The following is a 23405-nucleotide window of genomic DNA, read 5'->3' as shown; positions in this document are numbered from 1 at the left end:
CATTTAGGTCAAGGCGATGTCACGAAGCACAAGCCCGTTACGGCACCTATGCTCCGATCTGGTTGATGCTGGAAACGGGTCGTCTCCAACAGTTCGGAGGGTATATAGGGAGGGGGTGCGGGTGCTGCAACAGGTGCGCTGACATAGATGTGATGATTCAGGGGCAAATCCCGAAAATTTGGCTAAAAAGAGAACAACTGCGGTGAAATTGACAGTCAAAGGGTTTGAGATCCACAAAGGGTTTCTGGATATCGCGGCGCAGCGGGCCATGTTGGCGGCCGTGCGCGGGGTGGTGGCGCAGGCGCCATTTTTCCGGCCGCAGATGCCCAACGGTAAAAAGATGTCTGTCCGCATGACGGCGGCGGGCAAGTTCGGTTGGCTGTCTGACAAGGATGGCTACCGCTATGCACAGACCCATCCGAAGGGCACGCCATGGCCTGAAATCCCCGAACAGATATTGGAGCTGTGGGCGCAGGTGACGGGGCTGACCCAACGACAGCCGGAATGTTGTTTGATCAACTATTACGACGCGGAGGCCAGAATGGGCCTGCATCAGGATCGCAGTGAGGCGGATATGGCGTGGCCTGTTGTGTCGATCTCATTGGGAGATGAGGGGCTGTTCCGGATGGGTAATGTGACGCGCGGCGGCAAAACCGAAAGCCTCTGGCTGGGTTCGGGCGATGTGGTGGTGATGGGCGGCGAGGCGCGATTGGCCTATCACGGGGTGGACCGGATCAGAAGCGGATCCAGCACGTTGCTACCCAAAGGCGGGCGGCTGAACCTGACGCTGCGGGTCGTGGTTTAGGCGCGGTGACAGAGGGCAGGCATCATAGAATTTGTGGGCAAAGGTGGTCGGAGGCTTACCTTGGGTTATGTTGAATATACCAGAGGCTCTCACGATGGCGCGCAACATATGCCTCGCTCTGCAGGAGGCGTGCCAATAGTGATTTGAGAAATGGCCAGTATTGGAGAAATGCGATGGGATATGCGAAATCAACCACAGCTTGGGCTCTTGCCGGGGCTGCCGCATGGGTCATTGGCATGGCCTTGCCAGTATCGGCGCAACCTGCCGATGGAAAAGGTCCGCCCCCTCCGGGAGAGGATTTGAACAACACGAATGAAAGGCTGGGCGATACCAGCATTCTGATGGGGTCGGTCCAGATACCCGCAGCAGCCAGTGATTGCGGCACCGATCCGGGGCATGCGCGGTTGCTGTGCCTGATCGACCTGTTGAAAGCGGACGTGTCGGATGAGGTGATGGAGAACCTGCAACTGGAGTATTCAGTTGCCGAGGCAAAGAACTGGAGCAACCTGCCCGCAGGGGCCTTTCCTGCGCGGCCCGGTGTTTTTCTGGGAGAGCTCAGTGTCGAGCAGCGCGGCTATGTCAAAGCGATCATGATGGAAGCCACCAGCCTGACCGACAATGAGGGCTATGACGAGCTGGAGCAAACGCTGAATGCAGATGATTATATCGGGTCTGTCAGTACGGATTATGGGGTCGGCTATGCCTCATATAACACTAAATTCGCCTTTTTGGGCACGCCGTCCAAGACGGGTACGTGGCAGCTGTATTATGGGGGCCACCACCTTGCGTTGACCCATACCTACACTGATGGGGTGCTTGCCGGTGCCACGCCATCATTTCGCGGCATAGAGCCGTTTCCACGGTTCGATATGAACGGGCGTGAAAACATGCCCTTGATGCAAGAACGCGCAGCCTTTGCGAATGTGTTGCGGTCATTGACCGATGCGCAAAAGGAAAGCGCCACATTGGAGGGGGTTTACCGCGATATCATTGCAGGCCCGCAAGCCGATGATGCGATCCCCGACACTCAGGAAGGGTTGCTTGTTTCAGAGCTGAGTGAGGCGCAGCAGGCGTTGCTGTTGGCGGCAATCGCGACCTATGTGGGCGATATCAGTGATGCGGACGCCGCAGCATATATGGCAAAATACACTGAGGAATTGCCCGATACCGTGCTGGGGTTTTCGGGCACGACCGAGGTGAAGGACGAAGATGATTACGTGCGTATTCATGGCCCGTCGCTGTGGTTGGAGTTTTCGGTGCAATCAAACAAATCCACAGGCGAAGCCGGAAATCACCCGCATTCGGTCTGGCGTGATATCGACGATGATTATGGTGGAAATACTGAGTGATGTTTGAGGCATTCGGTGGCAAAGGGCGGGGGGCTATTCTTGCCTGTTTTATGTGGGTCAGTGCCGTTGGTGCCGCTTTTACCCATGGCCTGCCGGGGAGCGTTCTAACCCTGTCGCAGACGGAAGGCATGCTTGACCTTGAGGTGCAAATTCCGCTGGAGGAGCTTGTTATCGCAGGGCCGGCGTTGCGCGTTCTGGAGGATGTGCCACGTGATCAGGGCGTGTCCGAGGATCAACGGGATTTGCTTGCCACGTATTTTCGGGATCATCTTGCGCTTGAACGGGGTGAGGGGCCGTTGCCCTTGTCGCTTGAGCGGGCATCGTTGAGAAGCGTGCAGCACCATGATGTGGGCAGCTATGACCTGTTGGTTCTGGATTTCACCGCGGTGCTGTCCGATCCGAAACAAGAGATTTTTCCACTGACGTTATTCTATGATGCGGTGATGCATGAAGTTCGCAGCCATAAGGCGACGGTCTATTGGTCTGAAGATGATGCCGATCCGGTCGGGCTTGCGCGGTTTCTGTATCGGCCTACTGATGGGGCAATGCAGGGCATCCGCTTGGATATGCCATAATATCGTTGTTTATCAAGTGGCTGGCGGATTTTTGCGCCAGCGCGCCCGTAGTTTTTAGAAATTTATTTGTCAAATGCCGACGGAAAAGAACGGCTCGTGCGTTTAGGTCTGAATGCTACGCGTGTAGCGGGCGGGCCAGTGGCAAAGGATAGAGCATGAAAAAGGGTATCGGAGCAGGCGCGGTGATTGCTGTTGTGCTTTTGGGAGCCTTCTGGATGCTGACATCAGGTGCAAGCGATAGCACGTTGAGCAAGGGCGCGGGGCCGCTTGGCGCTTTGGATGCGCCTGATGCCAACCACGACGGAGCAGTGACACGGGCAGAGATAGAGGGTTTTGTCGCTGAGCGGCCGGAACGTAGCGTTGGCATGGTGGATTATTTTGATCAATATGACACCGACTTTGACAGTACATTGTCACCCAAGGAAATGGACCGCATCCCGCCGCCCTATTCATTCGGGCCGAGTGATCTGAACGGTGATGGTGTATTGACGCGTGAAGAGGTCGAGGTATTTGCCTCGGCCCGGTTGTATCGTCAGATAGGTTTACGGGAGTTTTTCGATCTGGTTGATACCAATGCCGACGGTATTGTGAGCGGGGCCGAAATGGCTGCCGCTCACAAGGCGGGACAGTTTGCGGATGAGGATAGCTAGCGTCGCGCGCTCCAGCTGAGGGAGGCGTGTTTGCGCGTGTAGAATTCGCCCATCAGGCCGATCATCACCAGAACAAGCCCAACCCAAAACGCATACATCGGATCGCTATAGCGCGGGTTGTAGTTGATAAAAGCAAAGCCGCGCGCCTGATCAATGGTGTGGAACAGCGGGTTCCAATCAAACATGGCAAGCATGAAACCGGGCAGGGTATTGGCGACAAACATCTTGCCCGAGGCAATCATATTGGCGCGTTGATAGATCGTGGAAAAGACGCCGACGGCTGTGGGGAACCACGGTTTGATCGCAAGCAGGACAAGGCCAAGTGCTGCACCGGTGAACCATGCCAAAAGCAGCATGCCAAAAGCCGCCATAGGCTGCTCAATATGAATCGGGACAAAAGCCACGTGATAAACGAACAGGATCGCGCCAAGGGATAGTACCTGAATATACAGCGCACCCAACGCAGCCGAGCAGATCGCGATGATCGTGTTCATCGGGGCGTGCTGCATCATCGGGCTGGCCGGTCCTTCGGAGCCGACAACCGCGCCGAGCGCCTTGGAGTGGGTCATGTAAAGGAAAATGCCCGACATGATGTACAGCAAGAAATCGCCACGCAGGGCAGAGCCGCGCAAGCCGAGAATGGAAAACATCACATAAAAAGCCGCGACAAATATGACCGCCTGCAAGAGGTTGGTCGCAATGGCCATAAACGCGTTATTGTGGGATTTGCGAACCGACCGGACGATGGAGTGGTAGATCAGTTCGAGTATGGTCAGCGCGACCTGCAGCGTAGACCGGCGCGTGCGAATGGGTTGGAACATCTGTTTACTGCCTTGCGGTTAGGACCACGATTGCACGGAATTCTTGCCGATCCGTTACAAGACCATCATAAGGTACATAAAGTGTATTTCAATAAAGGATGGCAACAGTTGGGCATGGACTACGATAAATTGACGCGCGTGATGCGCAAGCTCGCGTTGGAAGCGGGCGATAAGATTATGGAAATTTACGGTCAGGATGATTTCAACGTCAAATCAAAATCCGATGACAGCCCTGTGACTGCGGCCGATGAAGCGGCGGATAAGATCATCTCGGACGGGTTGCGCGCGGCGTTTCCCGATGTGTTGTTGATCACCGAAGAGCAAGCGGACACACATAGTGCAACGGGTGATACATTTTTGATCGTTGATCCGCTGGACGGCACCAAGGAGTTCATCCATCGCCGTGGCGACTTCACGGTCAATATTGCCTTGGTCGAAGGCGGGCATCCGACACGCGGCGTGGTTTATGCGCCTGCCAAAAACCGCATGTTCTTTACCACTTCGACGGGGCAATCGGTTGAGGAAACCGGTACGTTTGACAAGGAAACTGTCGGTTCTTTGACCGAGATATCAGTCTCTAAACCGGATAATTCCGCGCTGATGGTGGTGGCAAGCAAGTCACACCGCGATCAGGCAACGGATGATTACATCGGCAAATACGGCGTCAAGGATATGAAAAGCGCGGGCAGTTCGCTCAAGTTCTGTCTGGTGGCGACAGGTGAGGCGGATATCTACCCGCGCGTGGGTCGCACGATGGAGTGGGATACAGCGGCGGGTCATGCGGTGCTTAAGGGCGCAGGCGGTCAGGTTGTGCGTTTCGACGATCACAGCGTGCTGACCTATGGCAAGGCCGATTATGCCAACCCGTTCTTTATCGCCTACGCCCCCGGTGTCGAGCTGAAGGACGCCTGAAACGGTTCAGGGGGCGCCGCGCGTGATAAGTGATCCTACTGTCAGTGTGATAATCGTGAGTAGGGGGCGCCCTGATGCGCTGCGGCGCTGCCTTTTGGGTGTGTCACAACTGCAATACTCTGGGTTTGAGGTTGTGGTTGTGGCCTGCCCGATGGGAATCGCAGTGACCGAACAGATCGAGGTCTTGCCCCAGATCAAATGCATTGCCTTTGATGAGGCAAATATTTCGGCGGCGCGAAATCTGGGGCTGGCCCACGCGGCGGGCGAGATTGTCGCTTTTATTGACGACGACGCTGTGCCCGAGCCGCAATGGCTGCGCCATCTGGTGGCTCCGGCGGCGCGCGCTGACGTAGCTGCGATGGGCGGCTATGTGCGTGGGCGCAACGGGATCAGTTTTCAATACAAGGCGCGCACGCTGGACGCACAGGGTGCGGCGCATCCGGTTGAGATTGATCCCGTACAAGCGACTGTTTTAGTGCCGCCCGAGGGGCGTGCGATTAAGACGGAAGGCACTAATATGGCGTTCCGGCGCGATATATTGGTCGAGATCGGCGGGTTTGATCCTGCCTATCGTTTCTATCTGGATGAAACCGATGTGAATATGCGGCTGGCGCGGGCGGGGCATGCCACGGCGTTGGTGCCTTTGGCTCAGGTGCATCATGGATTTGCTGCAAGTGCGCGGCGCCGGACGGACCGCGTGCCCAGCGATCTTTATGAGATCGGAGCCAGCTGGGGTGTGTTTCAACGCAAACACATTCCGAAAGAGGACCGCGCAGCCCATTGGCAGGCGCAATGGACCCAAGAGCGTCAGCGGTTGTTGATCCATATAGTAGCCGGTCGTCTTGAGCCGCGCGATGTGCGGCGTTTAATGAAAGGGCTGGCTGCAGGATATGCCGAAGGCCAAACGCGCAGGTTTGGAGGCGGGAGCCTGCCGCGCCATCCCGTGCTGCCGTTCCGGCCCGTGCCATTCACGCCACGCAAGGCGGCATTTCATGCTGTGCGGGGTGTGCGGGGGCGGCGCGCGTTGGAGGCCGCTGCGAAAAGGGTCGCCGAGGGTGGTTTAGAGACACTTGTGGTGTTGTCCCCGACAGGGTTGTTCCATCAGGTGGCGTTCACAGCAGAGGGGGTTTGGCTTCAGCGGGGCGGCATTTTCGGCCGTTCAGACCGCAATGACCCCCTGTTTCGGCTCACTACGTTCAAGAAACGGGCCGCGCGTGAGTTCGGCCGTGTGGCAGGCGTGCGCGCGTTGACGTTGCAAGCCCGTTAGGCGATTGTTTGCGTGTTGGGTGAATTTACAGCCAATTGTAACACTAGCGCCTTGAATGTCGGGCATAGTACAACAGTATAGATGAAAGCTTTTCCGGGGCTGGTTGGTATTTTGCCTGCTAGTACGGGATTTATTTGAAAACAACGCAAGATATAAAGGTTTCACAGAGCTATGAGTAACAAAGTTACAACAGCCATTTTCCCCGTCGCAGGTTTGGGAACCCGTTTTTTGCCAGCGACCAAATCTGTCCCGAAAGAGATTATGACGCTGGTTGACCGTCCGTTGATCCAATACGCGATCGACGAGGCGCGGGCGGCAGGTATCACCGAGTTCATTTTTGTGACCTCACGCGGTAAGGGGGCGTTGGAGGATTATTTCGATCTTGCGCCTAACCTCGAAGAAGAGCTGCGCATGAAGGGCAAGACAGACATGTTGGAGGTTCTCAAGCAAACCAACATGGATAGCGGGGCGCTTGCCTATATTCGCCAGCACAAGGCGCTGGGCCTTGGGCATGCGGTCTGGTGCGCGCGCCGTTTGATCGGAGATCAGCCGTTTGCGGTAATCCTGCCGGATGACGTGATTGCTGCTGATAAACCCTGTTTGCAGCAGATGGTCGAAGCCTATGAGGAATGCGGTGGCAACATGGTTGCCGCGATGGAAGTTCCACCGGAGAAGACCTCTTCTTACGGGGTTCTGGATATCTCCTCCGAAGAGGGGAACCTGCTGAATGTGAAAAATATGGTTGAAAAGCCTGCGGCAGGTGAAGCACCATCGAACCTTGCGGTGATCGGGCGGTATATTCTGGCTCCTTCCGTTTTGAAGAACCTGTCTTCGATGGGTAAAGGTGCCGGCGGCGAGATTCAGTTGACTGATGCGATTGCTGCGGATCTGGAGAAGGGTCGCAAAGTATTCGGCTACCGGTTCGAAGGGCAGCGGTTCGACTGTGGCTCGAAGTCGGGTTTCTTGCAGGCGACAGTTGCCTTTGGTCTGGCGCGCCCCGAGCTGCAGGGTGATCTGTCAGAATACATCAAGAGTATTGCCCCAACTCTTTAAGGCATTGCCTGTCTTTGGTCCTGATGCGCGGAGATGACCCTCAACTGGATGATTTAGCGCATAAGCCTTCTCCGCCTGCGCGGCTGTTGGATGTGACACGTCTTTTGCGGCGTGCGGGGCGGGTTTGGACGGGCGTAGACCGTGTCGAGCTCGCCTATCTTGATGCCTTGGTGGCCGAGGATGTGCCGGTCTTTGGTTTGGCGCGGACGCCTTTGGGCTATGTTCTGTTGGACCGTGGCGGGCTTGTCGGGTTTCGGGCGCGATTGGATGGCACACTGCCCCCGTCCGCGCCCGATCTTTTGTCGCGCTTGCAGCGCGGGATGCGTGATAGTGCGCGTCGGGCGTTGACTGACCTGCGCAAGCTATCCGTTGCGCGGTGTCTGCCACACGGACTGCCGGCGATGCTGGCAAAGCAATTGCCCGCAGGTACGGCTTATCTGAACACGGGGCACAGCAATCTGTCAGCACGCGTGTTGCGTGCGGTACGCAGGCTGCCGGATGCGCGGATTGCCGTGCTGGTGCATGATGTCATTCCTTTGGAATATCCGCATTTCCAGCGTGCAGGCACAGTCGAGGTGTTTGCCCAAAAGATGCAGCGGGTGCGCGAGTTTGCCGATCTTTTGATCTATAATTCTGCCGATACCCGAACACGGACCGAGCGCGCTATGGCTGAGTGGGGGAGCGTGCCGCAGGGTGTTGTTGCGCATTTGGGAACAGTTTCGCCCGCTCCTGCACCGCAGGACATTCCCGAAAATCTGCGCCCCAAGGAGCCATATTTTGTCACCGTGGGCACGATTGAGCCGCGCAAAAACCACGCGCTGTTGCTTGATGTCTGGGACCGGATGGGACCGGATGCGCCCGAGCTTTTTATTTGTGGCGGACGTGGCTGGAACAATGAAGCGGTGTTTACGCGGCTTGATGCGCTGGGTGATGATGCGCGGGTTAAAGAGGTTCCGGGCCTGAGCGATGGTGCTTTGGCTGCATTGGTTCAGGGGGCGCAGGGGTTGCTGTTTCCCAGTCATGCGGAGGGCTTTGGGTTACCTGCGGTTGAAGCTTTGCTGCTTGGGACACCTGTATTGTGCAGCAATATAGCGACATTTCGTGAAATCCTTGCAAATTATGCCGTTTACCTAGATGATTCTGATAGGGAAATGTGGGAAGCCACTGTGGTGGGTTGGTCTAAACAGTCTCGAAACATGTTGCGGGTAGAGGGTTTTGATGCGCCGGAGTGGGTGGAGCATTTCAAGACCGTTTTAAGTTTTACCTGATAGGCGTGCAGGAAGGCTGACGGACCGAAAGTAAGGGGCAATGTTTGGGTGCGATCCAATCATATCGCCTGAGGCTACAGCGGAAACGTTGGCGTCTTAGGGCATTTAGAAAACGGCGGGAGCTGAAATGCGTCGTCGACCGGACCGATCAAATTCGGCCCGACGATATTTTATTGTTCTGCACCCAGCGAAACGAGAAAATCCGCCTTGCCTATTTCCTTGATTACTACCGTAAGCAGGGCGTTAATCATTTCTTTTTCGTGGACAATGACAGCGACGATGGTGCGCTGGATTATCTGCGCAACCAGCCTGATGTCTCGTTGTGGCATACGCGCGCCAGCTATCGGCGGTCGCGGTTCGGGGTGGATTGGCTGAACTGGCTGCAGCGCAAATATGCCCATGGCCATTGGGCGTTGACCATCGATCCGGATGAATTTCTGGTCTATCCGTTCTGCGATACGCGCCCATTGCGGGCGCTGACGGATTGGCTGGATGCGTCGTCGATCAAATCCTTCTCGGCGATGCTGCTTGATATGTACCCCAAGGGGCGGCTTGATGAGCGGCCATATCATTCGGGCGAGAACCCGATCGAGACCGCATCCTGGTTTGACAGTGGCAATTATACGATGTCGCGCAATTATGCCTTTGCGAACCTGTGGATACAGGGCGGCCCGCGTTCACGGGTGTTCTTCGCGGATGAACCGGCAAAGGCACCTGCGCTCAACAAGGTGCCATTGGTCAAATGGGACCGCAAATATGTCTATGTCAGTTCAACCCATATGTTGCTGCCGCGCGGCTTGAATCAAGTCTATGACGAGTGGGGCGGCGAAAAGGCCAGCGGCGTGTTGCTGCATGCGAAATTCATCGACACCTTTGGGGCCAAGGCCGCAGAGGAGTTGGAGCGCGGGCAGCATTATGCGGGATCGGTCGAGTACAAAGCCTATGCAGAGCGGGTCAAAGGAAACCCGCAATTGTGGTGCAAGTGGAGCGAGAAATACATCAATTGGCGGCAGTTGGAGATTCTGGGTCTGATGTCCAAGGGGAACTGGGCATGACCGCGTCAATGGGTGTTGTGATGTTGGTGCATACGGCACTTGGGCGGGCCGAGCAGGTCGCGCGCCATTGGGCCGCGGCGGATGTGCCTGTGGTGATCCATGTGGATCGCAACGTGTCTGCCAAGACATATGAGGCCTTTACCGCGGCGATGGCCGATGTGCCAAACGTATTATTCAGCAAGCGGTTTCGTTGTGAATGGGGCACATGGGGAATTGTGGCAGCCTCGCAGGCGGCGTCCGAGCTGATGTTGGCGAGTTTTCCGGATGTGCGGCACATTTATCTGGCCTCGGGGTCGTGCCTGCCGCTGCGCCCTGTGCATGAGCTGATCGACTATCTGGCCGACAGACCGCGCACGGATTTCATCGAAAGCGCGACAACGGCGGACGTGCCGTGGACGGTCGGTGGGCTTGACGAAGAACGCTTTACCATGCGGTTTCCTTTTTCATGGAAGCAGCACCGCTACCTGTTCGACAAGGCGGTAAGCATCCAGCGAAAGCTGGGCCTGAAGCGGCGGATGCCCAAGGGGGTTGTGCCGCATATGGGGTCGCAGTGGTGGTGCCTGACACGGCAAACTTTGTCCGCGATCCTGCAAGACCCTGAGCGGCCGAAATATGACCGTTACTTCAGCCATGTCTGGATTCCGGATGAAAGCTACTTTCAAACGTTATCGCGGCTTTATTCTACCAAAGTCGAGAGCCGCTCGCTCACGCTGAGCAAGTTCGACTTTCAGGGTAAGCCGCATATTTTCTACGATGACCATTTGCAGCTGTTGCGCCGCTCGGATTGTTTTGTCGCGCGTAAAATCTGGCCGTATGCTGACCGCCTTTACGAGGCGTTTCTGACCGACGCCGCGGGGGCGATGAAAAAGACCGAACCGAACCCCGGAAAAATCGACCGTATTTTCGCCAAGGCGGTTGAGCGTCGGACACGCGGGCGCTCTGGCCTGTATATGCAAAGCCGTTTCCCCAATGAGGATTGGGAAAATGGTGTGACGGCGGCGGAATATTCGATGTTTCAGGGATTTTCCGAGCTATTCGAGAATTTCGAGCCATGGCTGCATAATGCGACGGGCGCGCGGGTGCACGGGCATCTGTTTGCGACGTCCCGTGTCGAATTTGCCGAGGGCCAGACGACGTTGAATGGCGCGCTGAGTGATAATCCCTTGCATCGGGATTATAATGCAAAGGCGTTTTTGACCAATCTGATCTGGAACACACGCGGCGAACGGCAGTGTTTTCAATTCGGTCCGCTGGACAATCAGGATATCTGCTGGCGAGTGGCAAAAGACCCAAATGCCCAGATTTCGGTAATCACAGGGGCATGGGCGGTGCCGTTATTCCGGTCCAACATGGATTTTGCGGATATCCGGCGCATCGCTGCCACGCTGCAAAAGATCGAGAGCGAGCATATGGATGTGTTGCGATCTCCCTACACCAAGGCGCGGGTGCGGATCTGGAGCATGGCCGAGTTTATCGAGGCACCGATGGAGCCGTTGCAGGGTATTCTGGACGAGATCGGCAAGGCGCGCATCCGGCGTTTGTCAGAAGCGCCCAAGATGGTTGATTTGCACGGCTTCGGTCAGTTCCTGCAAAACCTTAAAAACCAGGGGATGCACCCTTACTTGATGGGTGATTTCCCTGTTGAGCGTGGCCCGAACGCAAGCAGTAATGTCCCTCGCAAACCTTATTTGGTGAAGTAAATGAAAGAGCGCTTTAGCAGCTTTGTGGTGTTTGCCGAAATGCGCACCGGTTCGAATTTTCTTGAGGCGAATCTGAATGCGTTTGCTGGTATCACCTGCCACGGTGAGGCGTTTAATCCGCATTTTATCGGTTATCCGAACAGCACCCATATTCTGGGGGTGGATCAGGCAACGCGGGATGCGGAGCCCGGTGCGTTGCTTAGGGCGATCCGGCACGATCCTTCCGTGATGGGGGGCTTTCGCTATTTCCATGACCATGATCCACGGGTGTTGGATATGGTTCTGGACGATCCCGCCTGCGCCAAGATTGTGCTGACGCGCAATCCGGTAGAAAGCTATATCAGCTGGAAGATTGCTCAGGCCACAGGGCAGTGGAAGCTGACGGATATAAAGGCGCGCAAGGCTGCGCAGGCGGTGTTCGATCCGGCCGAGTTCGAGGCCCATCTGGAGGCATTGCAATCGTTTCAGATCAAACTGCTCAACCGGCTCCAGACCAGCGGGCAGACTGCATTTTATGTGGCGTATGAAGACCTGCAAAGCGTTGATGTAATGAACGGAATCGCGGCGTTTCTGGGGGTGCCGGAGATGTTGGAAGAGCTGGACAAGAGCCTCAAAAAACAAAACCCCAGCCCGCTGTCCGAGAAGGTCAAAAATTACGCGCAGATGGAACTTGCGTTGGGGCGGATCGACCGGTTTGATTTGACCCGAACGCCCAATTTCGAGCCACGGCGTGGGCCGAATGTGCCGGGCTATGTGGCGGGGATTTCTGCGCCGCTTTTGTTCATGCCAATGGCCGGTGGACCACAACAAGAGGTGAACCGCTGGTTGGCGGCTCTTGATGGCGAAAAGCAAAATGCGCTGGGCAAGAAGATGAGCCAGAAAGAGCTGCGGCAATGGAAGCGGAGCAAGCCCGGGCATCGCAGCTTTACCGTGCTGCGCCATCCGATTCTGCGGGCACATAACGTATTTTGCCACCGGATAATGAACAGTGACAAAGGCAGTTATTTACAGCTACGCCGCACGTTGATGCGCCGCTATAAACTGCCGCTGCCCGAAGAGGGGCAAGAGGGCGGCGTTGATCTGGCCACGCACCGTGCAGCATTCAAGGCGTTTTTGGTTTTTCTAAAGGGCAATCTGGCTGGCCAGACCTCGATCCGAATTGATCCTGAGTGGGCTTCGCAAAGCGAAATTGTGCGAGGATTCGGTGAATTCACCTTGCCCGACATGATCCTGCGGGAGGAAACGATGGCGGGGGCGCTGAATGAACTAGCTGCTGATGTCGGCTATGATTCTGCGCCGCGGGTTGAGCCATCGTCGTTCCATGGCATGCATCTACTTGAAGACGTCTATGACGACGAAATCGAGGCGTTGGGCGCTGAGGTGTATCAGCGCGACTATATGATGTTCGGATTTGGTCGCTGGCGTTAGGCCCGATCAGGCGGCTTTCACGCCTTCGGCTTCTGTCAGGATAGTATAAAGCGTATCTGCCGACCGGTTGGCGCGCAATTTGTTGCAAATGCTGCCGTCCCGCAGGGTGCGCGACACAAGCGCGAGCGCCTTGAGGTGTTCGACGCCTGCGTTCTCGGGGGCGAAAAGCGCGAATGCGATATCGACCGGTTGGTGATCGACCGAGCCGAAATCAACCGGCTTTTCCAGCAGCACGAACAGACCGACGACTTTGTCGATTCCATCCATACGCGCATGCGGCAAGGCCACGCCGTGGCCCACACCTGTGGGCCCCAGCGCTTCGCGGGCAAGCAATGCGTCGACAACGTCAGGGGCATTCATGCCGTATGTTGTCTCAGCCAGCTCGGCGAGCTCCGTAAGGAGCCGCTTTTTGCTGGTGGTCGAGGACAACACCTTGACTGCCTCTGGCGTCAGAAGATTTGCAAAGTTCATATGCCTGCTTTCCCGTGAGCGCACCGCTCAGGGCGCGCAATAGCTCAGTCTCTAAGCTGGGTCAATCCAGCCGATATTACCGTCTTCGCGGCGATACACCACATTGATCCCGGCGTCGCCGTCTTTTTTGAACACAAGCGCTGGTGCGCCGGAAAGCTCCATTTGCATCACTGCTTCACCGACGGATAAGGTCGCGATTTTTGTCTGCATTTCAGCGATGATGATGGGTTGGAGCGTGTCCGGCTCTGCCTCTTGTGCATCTGTTTCTGCAGCTAGAATGTACGATGACGCGCCCAGAAAATCAACCGGTTCTGCCCGCTCGCGGTGGTGGTCCTTCAATCTGCGCTTGTAGCGGCGTAGTTGCTTTTCCATTTTCTGTGCGCAGCTGTCAAAAGCGGCGTAAATTTCATGGGCGTGGGCCTTTGCCGACGCGGTCAGGCCGGTAGACAGGTGAACAGTGCTTTCGCAGACAAATTCGCTCCCTGATTTGGAGAAAACAATCTGCGCATCAGTCGGTCGTTCGGCGTACTTTTGCACAACTTCGGCCAGCTCTGTTTTCACATGAGTTTGCAAGGCGTCGCCAATGTCGATCTGTTTTCCGCTGATTTGGTACCGCATAGTATCTCCTTCATTATTAAACCGTCGCCTCAATGCATCGCCCGCAATGGGGTGTTGTCATCAGGTTCAGGTGCGGGAAATGGTGAAAAAGTGCAGGTCTAAAGACGCCGTCACGCCCATGGGCGGCAGTGTCTTGAAAGAAGTGCATAGCAGTTTCGCCATACCTTATTAGATGGTGACAGGCTGATCAGAGTCAATCTTTTTGGCGTAAGATTGCAGTTATCCGAGCTGTAAGTCGCTCAAGATATCTTAAAATCATCCCCAAGGTACACGCGGCGGACATCGCCATCTTGCACAACTTCCTCGGGGGTGCCTGACATCAGCACCCGGCCTTCGTGCAGGATATAGGCACGATCCACAATTTCGAGCGTTTCCCGGACGTTATGGTCCGTAATAAGCACGCCGATGCCACGTTTGCGCAGGTCCGCGACCAAATGGCGGATATCCCCGACCGAGATCGGGTCGACGCCGGCAAAAGGTTCGTCCAGAAGGAGGTATTTGGGATTGGCTGCAAGGCAGCGGGCGATTTCGACGCGGCGGCGTTCGCCCCCTGACAGCGCCATCGCAGGCGCACGGCGCAGATGTTCAATGGAAAATTCACCCAAAAGCTGATCAAGGCGCATCAGTTTCGTGCGGCGGTCTTTTTCGACGATGTCGAGCACGGCGAGGATGTTGTCCTGCACCGATAGGCCGCGGAAAATGCTCATCTCTTGCGGGAGGTACCCGATTCCCAATTGTGCGCGGCGGTACATGGGCAGGGCGGTGACGTCCTTGCCATCAATGGTGACTGTGCCGCTTTCCGGGGTCACAAGGCCTGCAATCGAATAGAAGGTTGTTGTCTTGCCCGAGCCGTTGGGGCCCAAAAGCGCCACAACTTCGCCGCGCATCAATTCCATCGAGAAATCGCGGATTACGGTTTTCTTGCGGTATGATTTACGCAGATGGGTAATGCGCAGGCCTGCGCTACCCTCTGACACGGTGAGCTTGGGCTTGGCCATCAGTTGTTGCCACCACCTTGGAGACGGGTGCGCACATTGCCGGACATGCGCGCGGTGCCATCCTCTAACCGGATGGTCATTGTATCGGCGCTGACCGCACTGGTTCCCTGAGAGAGCAGGACATTGCCGTTCATTACGATGGTGCCTGCATCAATGCTATAATTTGCGCGGTCCGCTTCGGCAGCGTCGTCACCAGAGACAATTGTCACGCCACCCGTTGCTTCGAGCTTTGCAATTCCTTCGATTTCGGCGCGATAGACGACCAGCACGCGGGGCGCAGACAGACGCATTTCGCCCTGACCGATTACCACATTGCCGGTAAAGATCGCCGTGCCTGTATCCTGATCCACCGACAGCTCGTCCGAGGTCACCTCGACCGGGAGGCTGGTGTCTTGGGAAATTGTGCCAAAGGCAACGCTGGCACCTTGCGCCATGACTTGGGTAGAGATCAGCGCGCTAAACAGCGCAATTAGCAACAATCGAAGGCCCATAAGCTCAGCTACTTTCTTGTTCGGTTGGGTGTGTATACCAGCATCACGCGGCCACTGAAAAGCATTTGCGCCGAATCTGATGACTTTGGTGTGAAAATCCTGAAACTTCCTGCAGTGAGGCTGCCGACGGGGCCGGTTGCCTTGATCGGTTCGGTGCTTGCCAGTTCGGTGTCTGATATGGTCACAGTCAGGTTGTCGGTGCTGATGTTATAGCCGGTCGAGCTGTTGATGCTGACATCGCCGGACAATGTGGCCACGCTATCAGAGATGTCCAGTTCGGCCAGTTGGGCCTGCATCTGGTAGGTGCTGCCGCTGTTGGTTTTGATTTCGACCTTTACATCTTCGGCGCGGTTGGCCCCGATGCGGCCAAGGACTGTTACCAGCTTTTTCGCCGAGAACGACATTTGGTCGCCATTGGTCGTGGTGCCGGAAAAGAACGGCCCTGTGATTTGCTGATCGCGCAGGCGTTCCTGAATTTCGGTTTCTGCAAATGGGATTGTTGTATGGGTTCGTATCGCGCGGGACAGCAGGAACAAGGTGCACAGCAATGCGAGCGCCGCGAGCGGCAAGACGACTTTTAGAAACGCAATGATGCGCGTGTGTCGGTCTCGTGTGCTCATGCGTGGGCAAAAATGTCCGTATCGGGCCAACCCGCCAGATCAAGCCGGGCGCGCATGGGCAGGAAATCAAAACAGGCCTGTGCCATTTCGGTCCGGTCCTCCCGTGCAAGCATATCATCAAGCACTTCGCGCAGGCGATGCAGGTGCAAGACGTCCGAGGCGGCATAGTCGATCTGTGCCTTTGTCAGTTTGGCCGCGCCCCAATCGCTGGATTGTTGCTGTTTCGATATGTCCACGCTCAGCAATTCCTGCGTGAGTTTGGCCAGCCCGTGACGGTCGGTATAGGTGCGCACAAGGCGGCTGGCGATTTTGGTGCAATAGACCGGTGCCGTGACAGCGCCAAAGGCGTTGAGCATGGCAGCAATGTCGAAGCGGCCATAGTGGAACAGCTTTAGCACATCAGGATCTTCCAGTAGGCGGCACAGGTTCGGGGCCTGTGTCTGGCCTTTGGCGATCTGGACCAGATGCGCGTTTCCGTCCCCGCCCGAGAGCTGCACAAGGCACAGGCGGTCCCGTTTCGGATGCAGCCCCATGGTTTCGCAATCAATGGCCACAACCGGCCCAAGGTCGAGGGTATCGGGAAGGTCGTTTTGGTATACTCTGTTTTTCATACCCCCTTCATACGCCGTGACGCGGTGAGGGGGAAGGCGGGCTGTGAGGCTCGGCAGGATCGTGTCGCAATGGGCTTATTTCAGTGGCGGCGTGCCTTTGGGCAGAGCGGCAGCGCAGAATATTCTGCCTGCCGCTCGCTTTATCGCCTATGCAGGCATAATCGCGCCGCGATGCTGTACCACATCCGAGGCCAGCTGATGCGCTGCCATCAGGGCCTGTGCCTGCGCCTTTCCTGTCAGGATTGCCGCCAGATAACCGCCGTTAAAGCTGTCTCCTGCGGCGGTGGTGTCGATGACATTCTGGGCGGGCGGATAGTTTTGGGCGACGATGGACCCAAGCGAGAGCGGCCCTTCGGGACCACGCTTTAGCGCGCCGTGACCGCCGCGGGTGGTGAAGCGGGCAGCGACTTGGGCTTCGGTTTCGTCATAGAGCATCATTTCGTCGTCGATAGAGGGCAGGGCAATATCGGCACGGTTCCAAAATGCGGTTGTCACCTCGCGGGCTTGCTCAACCGTTTCCCACAGGCGGGGGCGGTAGTTGCTGTCGTAGATGACTTTGACGGGGCTTTTCTCAAGATAGGCCAGCAGAGAGAGGCGCACGTGATGGGGCAGAATCCCAAGCGAGATACCTGATAGATACAGCGCGTCGTAGTTCTCTAGTATGGAGAAGTCGCCATCTGCAAAAAGCTGCCGCGCGGCGGCGGCGCTACGCCAGTAGGTAAAGCTACGCTCGCCTTCGGGGGTGGTGGTGATGGCGTAGAGGCCGGGCGAAGTGCCAGGTATCTGCCGGATCGCGGAGGTGCCGATGCCTTGGGCTGCGATGAAATCATTGATCCGGTGCGAGAAAGGATCATCGCCCAGACAGGTAATGTAATCGACAGTCACTTCGGGGGCCGAGCGGTGTAGATAGATGGCAGTGTTGAGCGTATCGCCCGCCACGCCAAGTTGTGCATCATCGCCTGCCATAGACAGTTCGATCATGGCTTCGCCAATACAGGCAATTCGGGTCATTTTTGTTCTCTCTTCCAGATAATCAGGCCTGCGCCCATGATAACAATAGCGCCCATGATCGTCTTCGCGTCAGGGATCGTGCCAAACAGCAGATACCCCCAAACGGCGACATAGATCAGGAACGTATAGGTGAAAGGCATCAGCTGGTTGGCTGTGCCAAAACGGTGTGCGGTGGTGAGCAGTTGATGGCCGGCCCAGCCCATCACGCCAAGACCGAACAGGACAATCACGCCCCATGTGGTCTCGGGCGGGGTCCAGACGGCCAAAGCAAAGGGCAATAGCACCAGCGTGCCCACCAGCCCCATATAGAATTGCATCGTGTCCACTGCGACAATGCCGGACAGCTTGCGTGTCATGAGGGCATAAAGCGCCAAGGCGGTCGCGTTATAGAGGATCATCAGCATGGCGGGGTGAAACACGGTGCCAAAGGGCTGTACCACGATCAGCACCCCGATGAAGCCCAGAATAATTGCTGCCCAGCGCCAAGGGCCGACCTGTTCGCGCAGGACCGTGACCGACAGAAAACAGACGATGACGGGGCTTGAGAACATGATCGCAGAGACGACGGTGAGTGGCAAAAACTGTAGGGCATAGAAATTCGATAGCGTGGCAGAGACCAGCAAAAGCGAGCGGGTCACAAGCTGCCACAGGTGATTGGTACGAAACCGGTCTGTGGTCATGCCACCTTTGGCGATGACCGCGATAGAGATGGCGAAATGGCTGGCATAGCGCATAAAGGCGAGTTGGAACGCCGGAATACCCGCAACCGCCAGCCATTTTGCGCCCGTATCCACCACGGAAAAGAACAGCCACGCGCCCAGCATCAACATGATGCCGAGGCGCGGCAGATCCGCGTTGGATTGGGCGGCGACGACCATGGGTTAGCCTTTGAACTTGGCCACGTAATAGTCGACCATCTGGCTGACCATATCATCCCCTTGGCCGCTGTCGCGCGCATCGCTCAGCGCACTCAACGTGCCTTTGGACATGACGGATTCAACACCGGCGTCCTCGGCCATTTTGGCGTAATAGCCGACATCCTTGGCAGCGTTTTTCACGGCAAAGGCCAGCATCGAGGCGTCTTTGTTCACGCCGTAGGCCTTGACGAAATCCATCATGCCGCAATGCAACGGACCTGCCGCCATCACGTCATAAAGCTGTTCGCGGTCCACGCCTGCAACATCCGCCATAGCAAAGGCTTCGGCCATGGCGTTGGCGACAGTCATGCCAAAGAAGTTGTTGATTAGCTTGATCGTGTGGCCCGAGCCTACTTTGCCGAGGTGAAAGACGTTTTCGCCCAGATCTTTGAGCACGGGTTCGACCGCGTCAAAGGCTGCTTTATCGCCTGAGGCCATGATGTTGAGCAGGCCGTCAACTGCGTGCTGTGGCGTGCGGCCCAAAGGCGCATCAAGGAAGTTGCCACCGGCGGCTGCGACTTCTTCGGCAAGGCTGCGGCTGCTGCCGGGCAGGGAGGTGCCGAAATCAACAACTGTTGCGCCTTTGCGCAGGCCTGCGATTACGCCGTCATCTCCGCGCATACGGCCTTCGACGTGATCCGAGGTGCCCATGCACAGCATGACGATATCGCTGGCTTCGGCCACTTCTTTGGCGGTTTTCGCCTCGGTGGCGCCGCGTGCGATCGCAGCGTCAAGGTAGGTGCGGTCACGGTTCCCAAGAACGGTGAGGCTATACCCTTGGTCCTGTAGGCGTCCGACCATGGCGCCGCCCATCAGGCCGAGGCCGATGAATCCGATTGTTGGTTTGGTCATTTTATTTCCTTTCGAGGGAGGTCTGAGGCCGCGTCATGCGGACCTGCATTGGATTGTGTCGGTATGGGTGAGTTGTGCTTCGATATCCAGCGCGACGGCGAGCGTGCGCGTGGCATCGGCCACGTCGATGAGCGGCGGTGCCCCGTCCATGACATCGACGAAATGCGATAGCTGTGCGTCGAGCGGCGACGCGGTGTTGAGCGAGATCGTCTGTGGAACGCGCAGGGGCGGGACGCTCCAGTCTAGGCCGGACCAAAGGTTCAACGATGGGAAGCTGACCGCCCCTTTGGTACCGGTGATCCACATCATATCCTCGCCGGTGGTCCCGATATTGGGGTTCTCGCCTGTGCCGGCCTCGAACCCCCAAGGGGAAGGTGCCGTGTCGGCAAAGCTGATCGTGCCGGTTGCGCCACTGGCGAAGCGCATGGCAATGGCCCCGCTTTCGATCCGTCCTGCATCGCGCAAGGGCAGGCCGGAAAGGGCGATTGTCTGGGTGATCTCGCCCAGACAAAACCGCAGCAGGTCAATGTCATGTACGAGGTTGATCAAAACGGGGCTTCCGCCTGCGGTGCGCCAGTTCCCTTCGAAATAGGCATCAGGTTTGCGCATGGCCCATAGCAGCGAGGCGGTGACAACATCGCCGATGGCTCCATCGGCAATCAACTCCTTAAGCTGCTGAACCGAGGCATGGTAGCGGCGATGATGACCGACGAGCGAACGGACATTTGTCCGCCGCAGGCTGCATTGCAGTGCTTGCGCATGTTCCAGCGTATCGGCCACAGGTTTTTCGAGAAGCATGTGCCAACCACGGTCAGCGGCCAGTTGGCCATGGACCGCGTGCAAATGGGTAGGGGTGGCAATGATCACACCATCAACGGGGACATCGACATCTTCCATCGCGGCAAAACGGGGCAGGTCAGGCGCAATGGACATATCAGGATCGGCAAGCCCCACCAGTTCACAGTTGGGATGCTCCTGCACCGTTTGCACATGGCGGATACCAATCAAGCCGCCACCAACCACCAGAATACGTTTCACGTGACCGCTCCATAAGTGGTGCGGACCGCAGTGTCAGCGCGGACGGAGCGTAGAATATCCATGGTCGGTTACTTTCGGATGGCTGTGCAGGCGTCTGCGTCAAAGAAGGATTGTGATAATGTTGGGCCAGATCAGCAGCACCGATAGGGCGATCAACTGGATCCCGATGAAAGGTAGGAAGCCTTTGAAAATATCGGTCAGGCTGATGTGGGGCGGGGCCACGGATTTAAGGTAAAAGGCGGCGGGGCCAAAAGGCGGCGATAGAAAGCTCACCTGCATATTCATACAGAACACCACACCGAACCAGATGCCCACATGGCGTGGCTCAAGCTGCCCGACAAAGCCGATTTCCTCGATGGGCAGGCGTTGAACGATGGGCAGGAAAACGGGGATGATCAGAAGCACGATGCCGACCCAATCCATGAACGCGCCCATAAACAGCAAGATCACCATCATGGACAGGATAATGCCCATCGTTGGAAGGTCGCTGCCCACGATAAAGTCGGCCACATAGGTCGGGCCGCCTGCAATTGTGTAGGCACCCGCAAGCGCTGCTGCGCCGACAGTGACCCAGATGATTGTGCCGGTGGATTTCAGCGTCCGCATCAGGCTGTCCCAAAGCCCCTCCAGCACCGCAGGCAGGCGCAGGGTGAGCAGAAGTAGCACAAATAGGGTGATCATGGTTTGCGAAATGCCAAGGGTTGGGCTGTTGATAAAGAATTGTGGCGCGATCAGAACCACAACGACGTAAAGGGCGATCCATTTTGCATTTGCGGACAGCAAAGCCATCCATGCGTTAAAGTCCTTTTGGTAGATCGTCATCAGCAGGTAGACCGCCAGCGCGCCCATGCCGGCGGCTTCGGTAATGCCGGTGATGCCGCCATAGATCGACCCCATGACCACACCGATCACAACAATAGGTGCGACCAGACCTTTGCCCAGCAGCCAGCCGCGTGTTGTGCGTTCGATCCCGAAGACGAAATAGATCAGGCCAAGGCAGGCCGCGACGATGCCGCCGAACCACAACACGTAATCAGGCGTGCCCCAAAAGATGGGGTCAACTCCGACGCCCAGATCGGCATTTTGTCCGGTGATGGTAAAAAACAGCGCGCGCAAAAACAGCACAGTACAGATGCCAGCCGTAAGCACAGAGAGGAAGGCCAGAAACAGGACAAGCTTCTGAGCGCCTACCGGCTCACCCGGTTGGGGGTCAGGCAAAGGGGCATCCTGGGGGCGCAGTTTTGTGCGCACGATGATGTAGATGATGAAAAACGACGCAAGCATAAAGCCCGGAAGGAAAGACGCAGTGAACAGCGCCTTGATCGAGGTTTCGGTGATCAGACCATAGATGATGAGGACAATAGAGGGCGGGATCATGGTTCCTAGGGAGCCCGAGGCGCAAATGGTCCCGATGGCAAGGTTCTGGTTATAGCCCAGCCGCAACATCTGGGGCAGGGCGATCAGGCCCAGCAGGACGACTTCGCCACCGATGATACCGGACATGGCCGCCATGATCACCGCCATGATGGAGGTCACAATCGCGATGCCGCCGCGTGTCCGGTTCAGCCAGACGTTCAGCGAGGAATACATGTCCTTTGCGATGCCCGAACGTTCCAGCAGGGAGGCCATAAAGATAAACAGCGGAATGGATATAAGGACGTAATCGGTTAAAAGCCCGTATATCTTTTGCGCCAGGATATTGAGGGGCCCGCTCCCCGGCCTCCCCGTCAGGATGCCATCGCCAAAGGTCCAAGGCGCGGTAAGCAGGGCAGGTTCGAATTTCATCACCAGCACGAGAACCGCCAGAACGGCCGAGGCCATGCCAAGCGGCATACCAATGGCAAGCAGGACCAAAAGGCCCAGCATCAGGACCAGTGAAATTGTGCCAATGTCCATTAGATGCCCGCCTTTGGTTGCATGTCTGTATCGGCACCGACAGCGGCACGCAGGCGATCAAGTTCGTCCTGATCGATATCGTCCGCCGCGGTATGGATGACGGGCACTGCGTTCCAGTCCGAGATCAGGTTAATCACCGCTTGAAGGGCCACCATAGGCACCACAATCAGCACAGCCATTTTCAGCGTTGCAGGGATCGGCGGATCAAAGGCTGTGCCAAAGGTTTCCCAACGGCTGAATTTGGCAAAGGCTTCGCCGTAACCGCCATAGAACAGCGCGGCTGCAAAGAGAATGATCAGGGACGTCGAGATGATGTCAAACACCCGCTGTACCCAGCGGGGCGATACGTCATAAAGCAGAAAAATCCGGATATGCGAGCGTTGCTGCATCGCATAAAGGCCTGCGGTCAGAAATACAAAACCCGCCAGCCAAAGCGACAGCTCACTGGCCCAAAGGGTGGGTTGTTCGAATACATATCGCAGCACAACCTCATAGAGCATCACAAGTGTTAACAAGACGATCAACATCATGGTCACACGCCCGATAAACACCGACAGCCTGTCCAGCGCGCGCCAGTTTTCAAACTCCATCGGGGCGCGGCGCACGGTAAGAACACCAACAATTAACAAGGCTGGCAAGGCGATGAACGCAAGCAGATTATAGATATCAATGTATTTGCCGATAACGATGGGCGCATTGGGCGTGATGTTGATACGGGCAAACTGCGCGGCGAGCTGCTCCCCATCCTGACCCCAATCCAAGATGAAAGCAGGCATGTGCCAGATGATCCAGCCTGCGCAAAATATGAAGGCCAAGGGGACCAGCCACTCAACGGGCCTTCCTGATAGTTTATTGTTCATGCCCCCTCCTTTGCGCTGTGACCGCTGTGCGGGTATTCCTGAAATGCGTTGTCTTTTCTGTCTCAAGAGGCCTTTGAAAAGCCGCTTGAGACAAAAAAGAGCGCGGGGCCAGCCAAGCAAGCGCCGCGCTCTCCTCTAG

Annotated in this window: 24 protein-coding genes; 11 read left to right on the top strand and 13 right to left on the bottom strand. The window is 56.7% G+C overall.

Annotated elements, in window-relative coordinates; genetic code table 11:
• Positions 1–202: 202 nt before the first annotated feature.
• The 4 genes from ABJM03_RS15625 (at position 203) to ABJM03_RS15610 (ending at position 3379) form a co-directional block, all read left to right on the top strand.
• Entirely contained in the window at positions 203–805 is a 603-nt protein-coding gene (locus ABJM03_RS15625; RefSeq protein ID WP_348418772.1) for an alpha-ketoglutarate-dependent dioxygenase AlkB, read from the top strand.
• A gap of 173 nt (positions 806–978) precedes the next feature.
• A complete protein-coding gene (locus tag ABJM03_RS15620) occupies positions 979–2154 on the top strand; it encodes a DUF3500 domain-containing protein (protein WP_348418771.1) in 1176 nt (391 codons plus the stop codon).
• Positions 2154–2729 (top strand): hypothetical protein, encoded by a 576-nt coding sequence (locus ABJM03_RS15615; RefSeq protein ID WP_348418770.1) that lies wholly within the window; start codon positions 2154–2156, stop codon positions 2727–2729. The genes ABJM03_RS15620 and ABJM03_RS15615 overlap by 1 nt, the downstream gene beginning before the upstream one ends.
• A 155-nt stretch (positions 2730–2884) precedes the next feature.
• Entirely contained in the window at positions 2885–3379 is a 495-nt protein-coding gene (locus tag ABJM03_RS15610; RefSeq protein WP_348418769.1) for a hypothetical protein, read from the top strand.
• On the opposite strand, the gene ABJM03_RS15605 is transcribed toward ABJM03_RS15610, so the two are convergent.
• Positions 3376–4200, bottom strand: a complete 825-nt coding sequence (locus ABJM03_RS15605; RefSeq protein WP_348418768.1) for an ABC transporter permease — start codon at positions 4198–4200, stop codon at positions 3376–3378. The two genes, ABJM03_RS15610 and ABJM03_RS15605, sit on opposite strands and share 4 nt — an antisense overlap.
• Before the next feature lie 114 nt (positions 4201–4314).
• On the opposite strand from ABJM03_RS15605, the gene cysQ reads away from it, so the two are divergent.
• From cysQ to ABJM03_RS15570, 7 genes are all read left to right on the top strand, one after another.
• A complete protein-coding gene (gene cysQ, locus ABJM03_RS15600; RefSeq protein ID WP_348418767.1) occupies positions 4315–5112 on the top strand; it encodes a 3'(2'),5'-bisphosphate nucleotidase CysQ in 798 nt (265 codons plus the stop codon).
• A 22-nt stretch (positions 5113–5134) separates the two neighbouring features.
• The gene (locus tag ABJM03_RS15595) at positions 5135–6379 is read left to right on the top strand and encodes a glycosyltransferase family 2 protein (protein WP_348418766.1); all 1245 of its coding nucleotides are present in this window, start codon (positions 5135–5137) and stop codon (positions 6377–6379) included.
• 171 nt (positions 6380–6550) lie between these two features.
• Positions 6551–7432, top strand: a complete 882-nt coding sequence (gene galU, locus ABJM03_RS15590; protein WP_348418765.1) for a UTP--glucose-1-phosphate uridylyltransferase GalU — start codon at positions 6551–6553, stop codon at positions 7430–7432.
• A gap of 92 nt (positions 7433–7524) precedes the next feature.
• Positions 7525–8700 carry a glycosyltransferase family 1 protein gene (locus ABJM03_RS15585; RefSeq protein WP_348418764.1) on the top strand — a complete coding sequence of 392 codons (1176 nt, stop codon included), beginning with the start codon at positions 7525–7527 and terminating at the stop codon, positions 8698–8700.
• 68 nt (positions 8701–8768) lie between these two features.
• Positions 8769–9755, top strand: coding sequence for a glycosyltransferase family 2 protein (locus tag ABJM03_RS15580; protein WP_348419151.1), 987 nt, complete (start codon positions 8769–8771; stop codon positions 9753–9755).
• A complete protein-coding gene (locus tag ABJM03_RS15575) occupies positions 9752–11455 on the top strand; it encodes a beta-1,6-N-acetylglucosaminyltransferase (protein WP_348418763.1) in 1704 nt (567 codons plus the stop codon). Before ABJM03_RS15580 ends, ABJM03_RS15575 begins: the two co-directional genes overlap by 4 nt.
• On the top strand, positions 11456–12883 hold the full coding sequence (locus ABJM03_RS15570) for a nodulation protein NodH (protein ID WP_348418762.1): 1428 nt from the start codon (positions 11456–11458) through the stop codon (positions 12881–12883).
• Between the two features lie 6 nt (positions 12884–12889).
• Here ABJM03_RS15570 and ABJM03_RS15565 read toward each other — a convergent pair whose 3' ends face one another.
• The 12 genes from ABJM03_RS15565 to ABJM03_RS15510 all read right to left on the bottom strand — a co-directional run bounded on the left by ABJM03_RS15565 (position 12890) and on the right by ABJM03_RS15510 (position 23266).
• A complete protein-coding gene (locus tag ABJM03_RS15565) occupies positions 12890–13354 on the bottom strand; it encodes a PTS sugar transporter subunit IIA (protein WP_348418761.1) in 465 nt (154 codons plus the stop codon).
• A 51-nt stretch (positions 13355–13405) separates the two neighbouring features.
• Positions 13406–13972: a ribosome-associated translation inhibitor RaiA gene (gene raiA / locus ABJM03_RS15560; RefSeq protein WP_348418760.1), complete on the bottom strand. Its 567-nt coding sequence runs from the start codon at positions 13970–13972 to the stop codon at positions 13406–13408.
• Between the two features lie 239 nt (positions 13973–14211).
• On the bottom strand, positions 14212–14970 hold the full coding sequence (gene lptB / locus ABJM03_RS15555; RefSeq protein WP_348418759.1) for an LPS export ABC transporter ATP-binding protein: 759 nt from the start codon (positions 14968–14970) through the stop codon (positions 14212–14214).
• Positions 14970–15461, bottom strand: a complete 492-nt coding sequence (locus tag ABJM03_RS15550; RefSeq protein WP_348418758.1) for an LptA/OstA family protein — start codon at positions 15459–15461, stop codon at positions 14970–14972. The genes lptB and ABJM03_RS15550 overlap by 1 nt, the downstream gene beginning before the upstream one ends.
• Positions 15462–15469: 8 nt before the next feature.
• On the bottom strand, positions 15470–16081 hold the full coding sequence (gene lptC / locus ABJM03_RS15545; RefSeq protein WP_348418757.1) for an LPS export ABC transporter periplasmic protein LptC: 612 nt from the start codon (positions 16079–16081) through the stop codon (positions 15470–15472).
• The gene (locus ABJM03_RS15540; protein WP_348418756.1) at positions 16078–16692 is read right to left on the bottom strand and encodes a ribonuclease D; all 615 of its coding nucleotides are present in this window, start codon (positions 16690–16692) and stop codon (positions 16078–16080) included. Before ABJM03_RS15540 ends, lptC begins: the two co-directional genes overlap by 4 nt.
• A 147-nt stretch (positions 16693–16839) precedes the next feature.
• Entirely contained in the window at positions 16840–17703 is an 864-nt protein-coding gene (locus ABJM03_RS15535) for a sugar kinase (RefSeq protein ID WP_348418755.1), read from the bottom strand.
• A complete protein-coding gene (locus tag ABJM03_RS15530) occupies positions 17700–18581 on the bottom strand; it encodes a DMT family transporter (protein ID WP_348418754.1) in 882 nt (293 codons plus the stop codon). The genes ABJM03_RS15535 and ABJM03_RS15530 overlap by 4 nt, the downstream gene beginning before the upstream one ends.
• A 3-nt stretch (positions 18582–18584) precedes the next feature.
• The gene (locus ABJM03_RS15525; protein ID WP_348418753.1) at positions 18585–19472 is read right to left on the bottom strand and encodes an NAD(P)-dependent oxidoreductase; all 888 of its coding nucleotides are present in this window, start codon (positions 19470–19472) and stop codon (positions 18585–18587) included.
• A gap of 33 nt (positions 19473–19505) precedes the next feature.
• On the bottom strand, positions 19506–20510 hold the full coding sequence (locus ABJM03_RS15520) for a Gfo/Idh/MocA family oxidoreductase (RefSeq protein ID WP_348418752.1): 1005 nt from the start codon (positions 20508–20510) through the stop codon (positions 19506–19508).
• Positions 20511–20609: 99 nt separating this feature from the next.
• Positions 20610–22406 carry a TRAP transporter large permease subunit gene (locus tag ABJM03_RS15515; RefSeq protein WP_348418751.1) on the bottom strand — a complete coding sequence of 599 codons (1797 nt, stop codon included), beginning with the start codon at positions 22404–22406 and terminating at the stop codon, positions 20610–20612.
• Positions 22406–23266, bottom strand: a complete 861-nt coding sequence (locus ABJM03_RS15510; RefSeq protein ID WP_348418750.1) for a TRAP transporter small permease subunit — start codon at positions 23264–23266, stop codon at positions 22406–22408. The genes ABJM03_RS15515 and ABJM03_RS15510 overlap by 1 nt, the downstream gene beginning before the upstream one ends.
• Positions 23267–23405 lie beyond the last annotated feature (139 nt).

Source organism: Sulfitobacter sp. (assembly GCF_039977885.1).
In the GTDB taxonomy this organism is placed as follows: Bacteria; Pseudomonadota; Alphaproteobacteria; order Rhodobacterales; family Rhodobacteraceae; genus Sulfitobacter.
This window is presented reverse-complemented; position numbering and strand designations above follow the sequence as displayed.

Bases quoted from the DNA above. Each gene is read 5' to 3' on its own strand.
- ABJM03_RS15610 (WP_348418769.1), top strand. From the start codon at position 2,885: ATGAAAAAGGGTATCGGAGCAGGCGCGGTGATTGCTGTTGTGCTTTTG.
- ABJM03_RS15550 (WP_348418758.1), bottom strand. From the start codon at position 15,461: ATGGGCCTTCGATTGTTGCTAATTGCGCTGTTTAGCGCGCTGATCTCT.
- ABJM03_RS15605 (WP_348418768.1), bottom strand. From the start codon at position 4,200: ATGTTCCAACCCATTCGCACGCGCCGGTCTACGCTGCAGGTCGCGCTG.
- raiA (WP_348418760.1), bottom strand. From the start codon at position 13,972: ATGCGGTACCAAATCAGCGGAAAACAGATCGACATTGGCGACGCCTTG.
- lptC (WP_348418757.1), bottom strand. From the start codon at position 16,081: ATGAGCACACGAGACCGACACACGCGCATCATTGCGTTTCTAAAAGTC.
- ABJM03_RS15535 (WP_348418755.1), bottom strand. From the start codon at position 17,703: ATGACCCGAATTGCCTGTATTGGCGAAGCCATGATCGAACTGTCTATG.
- ABJM03_RS15615 (WP_348418770.1), top strand. From the start codon at position 2,154: ATGTTTGAGGCATTCGGTGGCAAAGGGCGGGGGGCTATTCTTGCCTGT.
- ABJM03_RS15525 (WP_348418753.1), bottom strand. From the start codon at position 19,472: ATGACCAAACCAACAATCGGATTCATCGGCCTCGGCCTGATGGGCGGC.
- ABJM03_RS15540 (WP_348418756.1), bottom strand. From the start codon at position 16,692: ATGAAAAACAGAGTATACCAAAACGACCTTCCCGATACCCTCGACCTT.
- cysQ (WP_348418767.1), top strand. From the start codon at position 4,315: ATGGACTACGATAAATTGACGCGCGTGATGCGCAAGCTCGCGTTGGAA.
- ABJM03_RS15620 (WP_348418771.1), top strand. From the start codon at position 979: ATGGGATATGCGAAATCAACCACAGCTTGGGCTCTTGCCGGGGCTGCC.
- lptB (WP_348418759.1), bottom strand. From the start codon at position 14,970: ATGGCCAAGCCCAAGCTCACCGTGTCAGAGGGTAGCGCAGGCCTGCGC.
- ABJM03_RS15530 (WP_348418754.1), bottom strand. From the start codon at position 18,581: ATGGTCGTCGCCGCCCAATCCAACGCGGATCTGCCGCGCCTCGGCATC.
- ABJM03_RS15570 (WP_348418762.1), top strand. From the start codon at position 11,456: ATGAAAGAGCGCTTTAGCAGCTTTGTGGTGTTTGCCGAAATGCGCACC.
- ABJM03_RS15515 (WP_348418751.1), bottom strand. From the start codon at position 22,406: ATGGACATTGGCACAATTTCACTGGTCCTGATGCTGGGCCTTTTGGTC.
- ABJM03_RS15565 (WP_348418761.1), bottom strand. From the start codon at position 13,354: ATGAACTTTGCAAATCTTCTGACGCCAGAGGCAGTCAAGGTGTTGTCC.
- galU (WP_348418765.1), top strand. From the start codon at position 6,551: ATGAGTAACAAAGTTACAACAGCCATTTTCCCCGTCGCAGGTTTGGGA.
- ABJM03_RS15510 (WP_348418750.1), bottom strand. From the start codon at position 23,266: ATGAACAATAAACTATCAGGAAGGCCCGTTGAGTGGCTGGTCCCCTTG.
- ABJM03_RS15575 (WP_348418763.1), top strand. From the start codon at position 9,752: ATGACCGCGTCAATGGGTGTTGTGATGTTGGTGCATACGGCACTTGGG.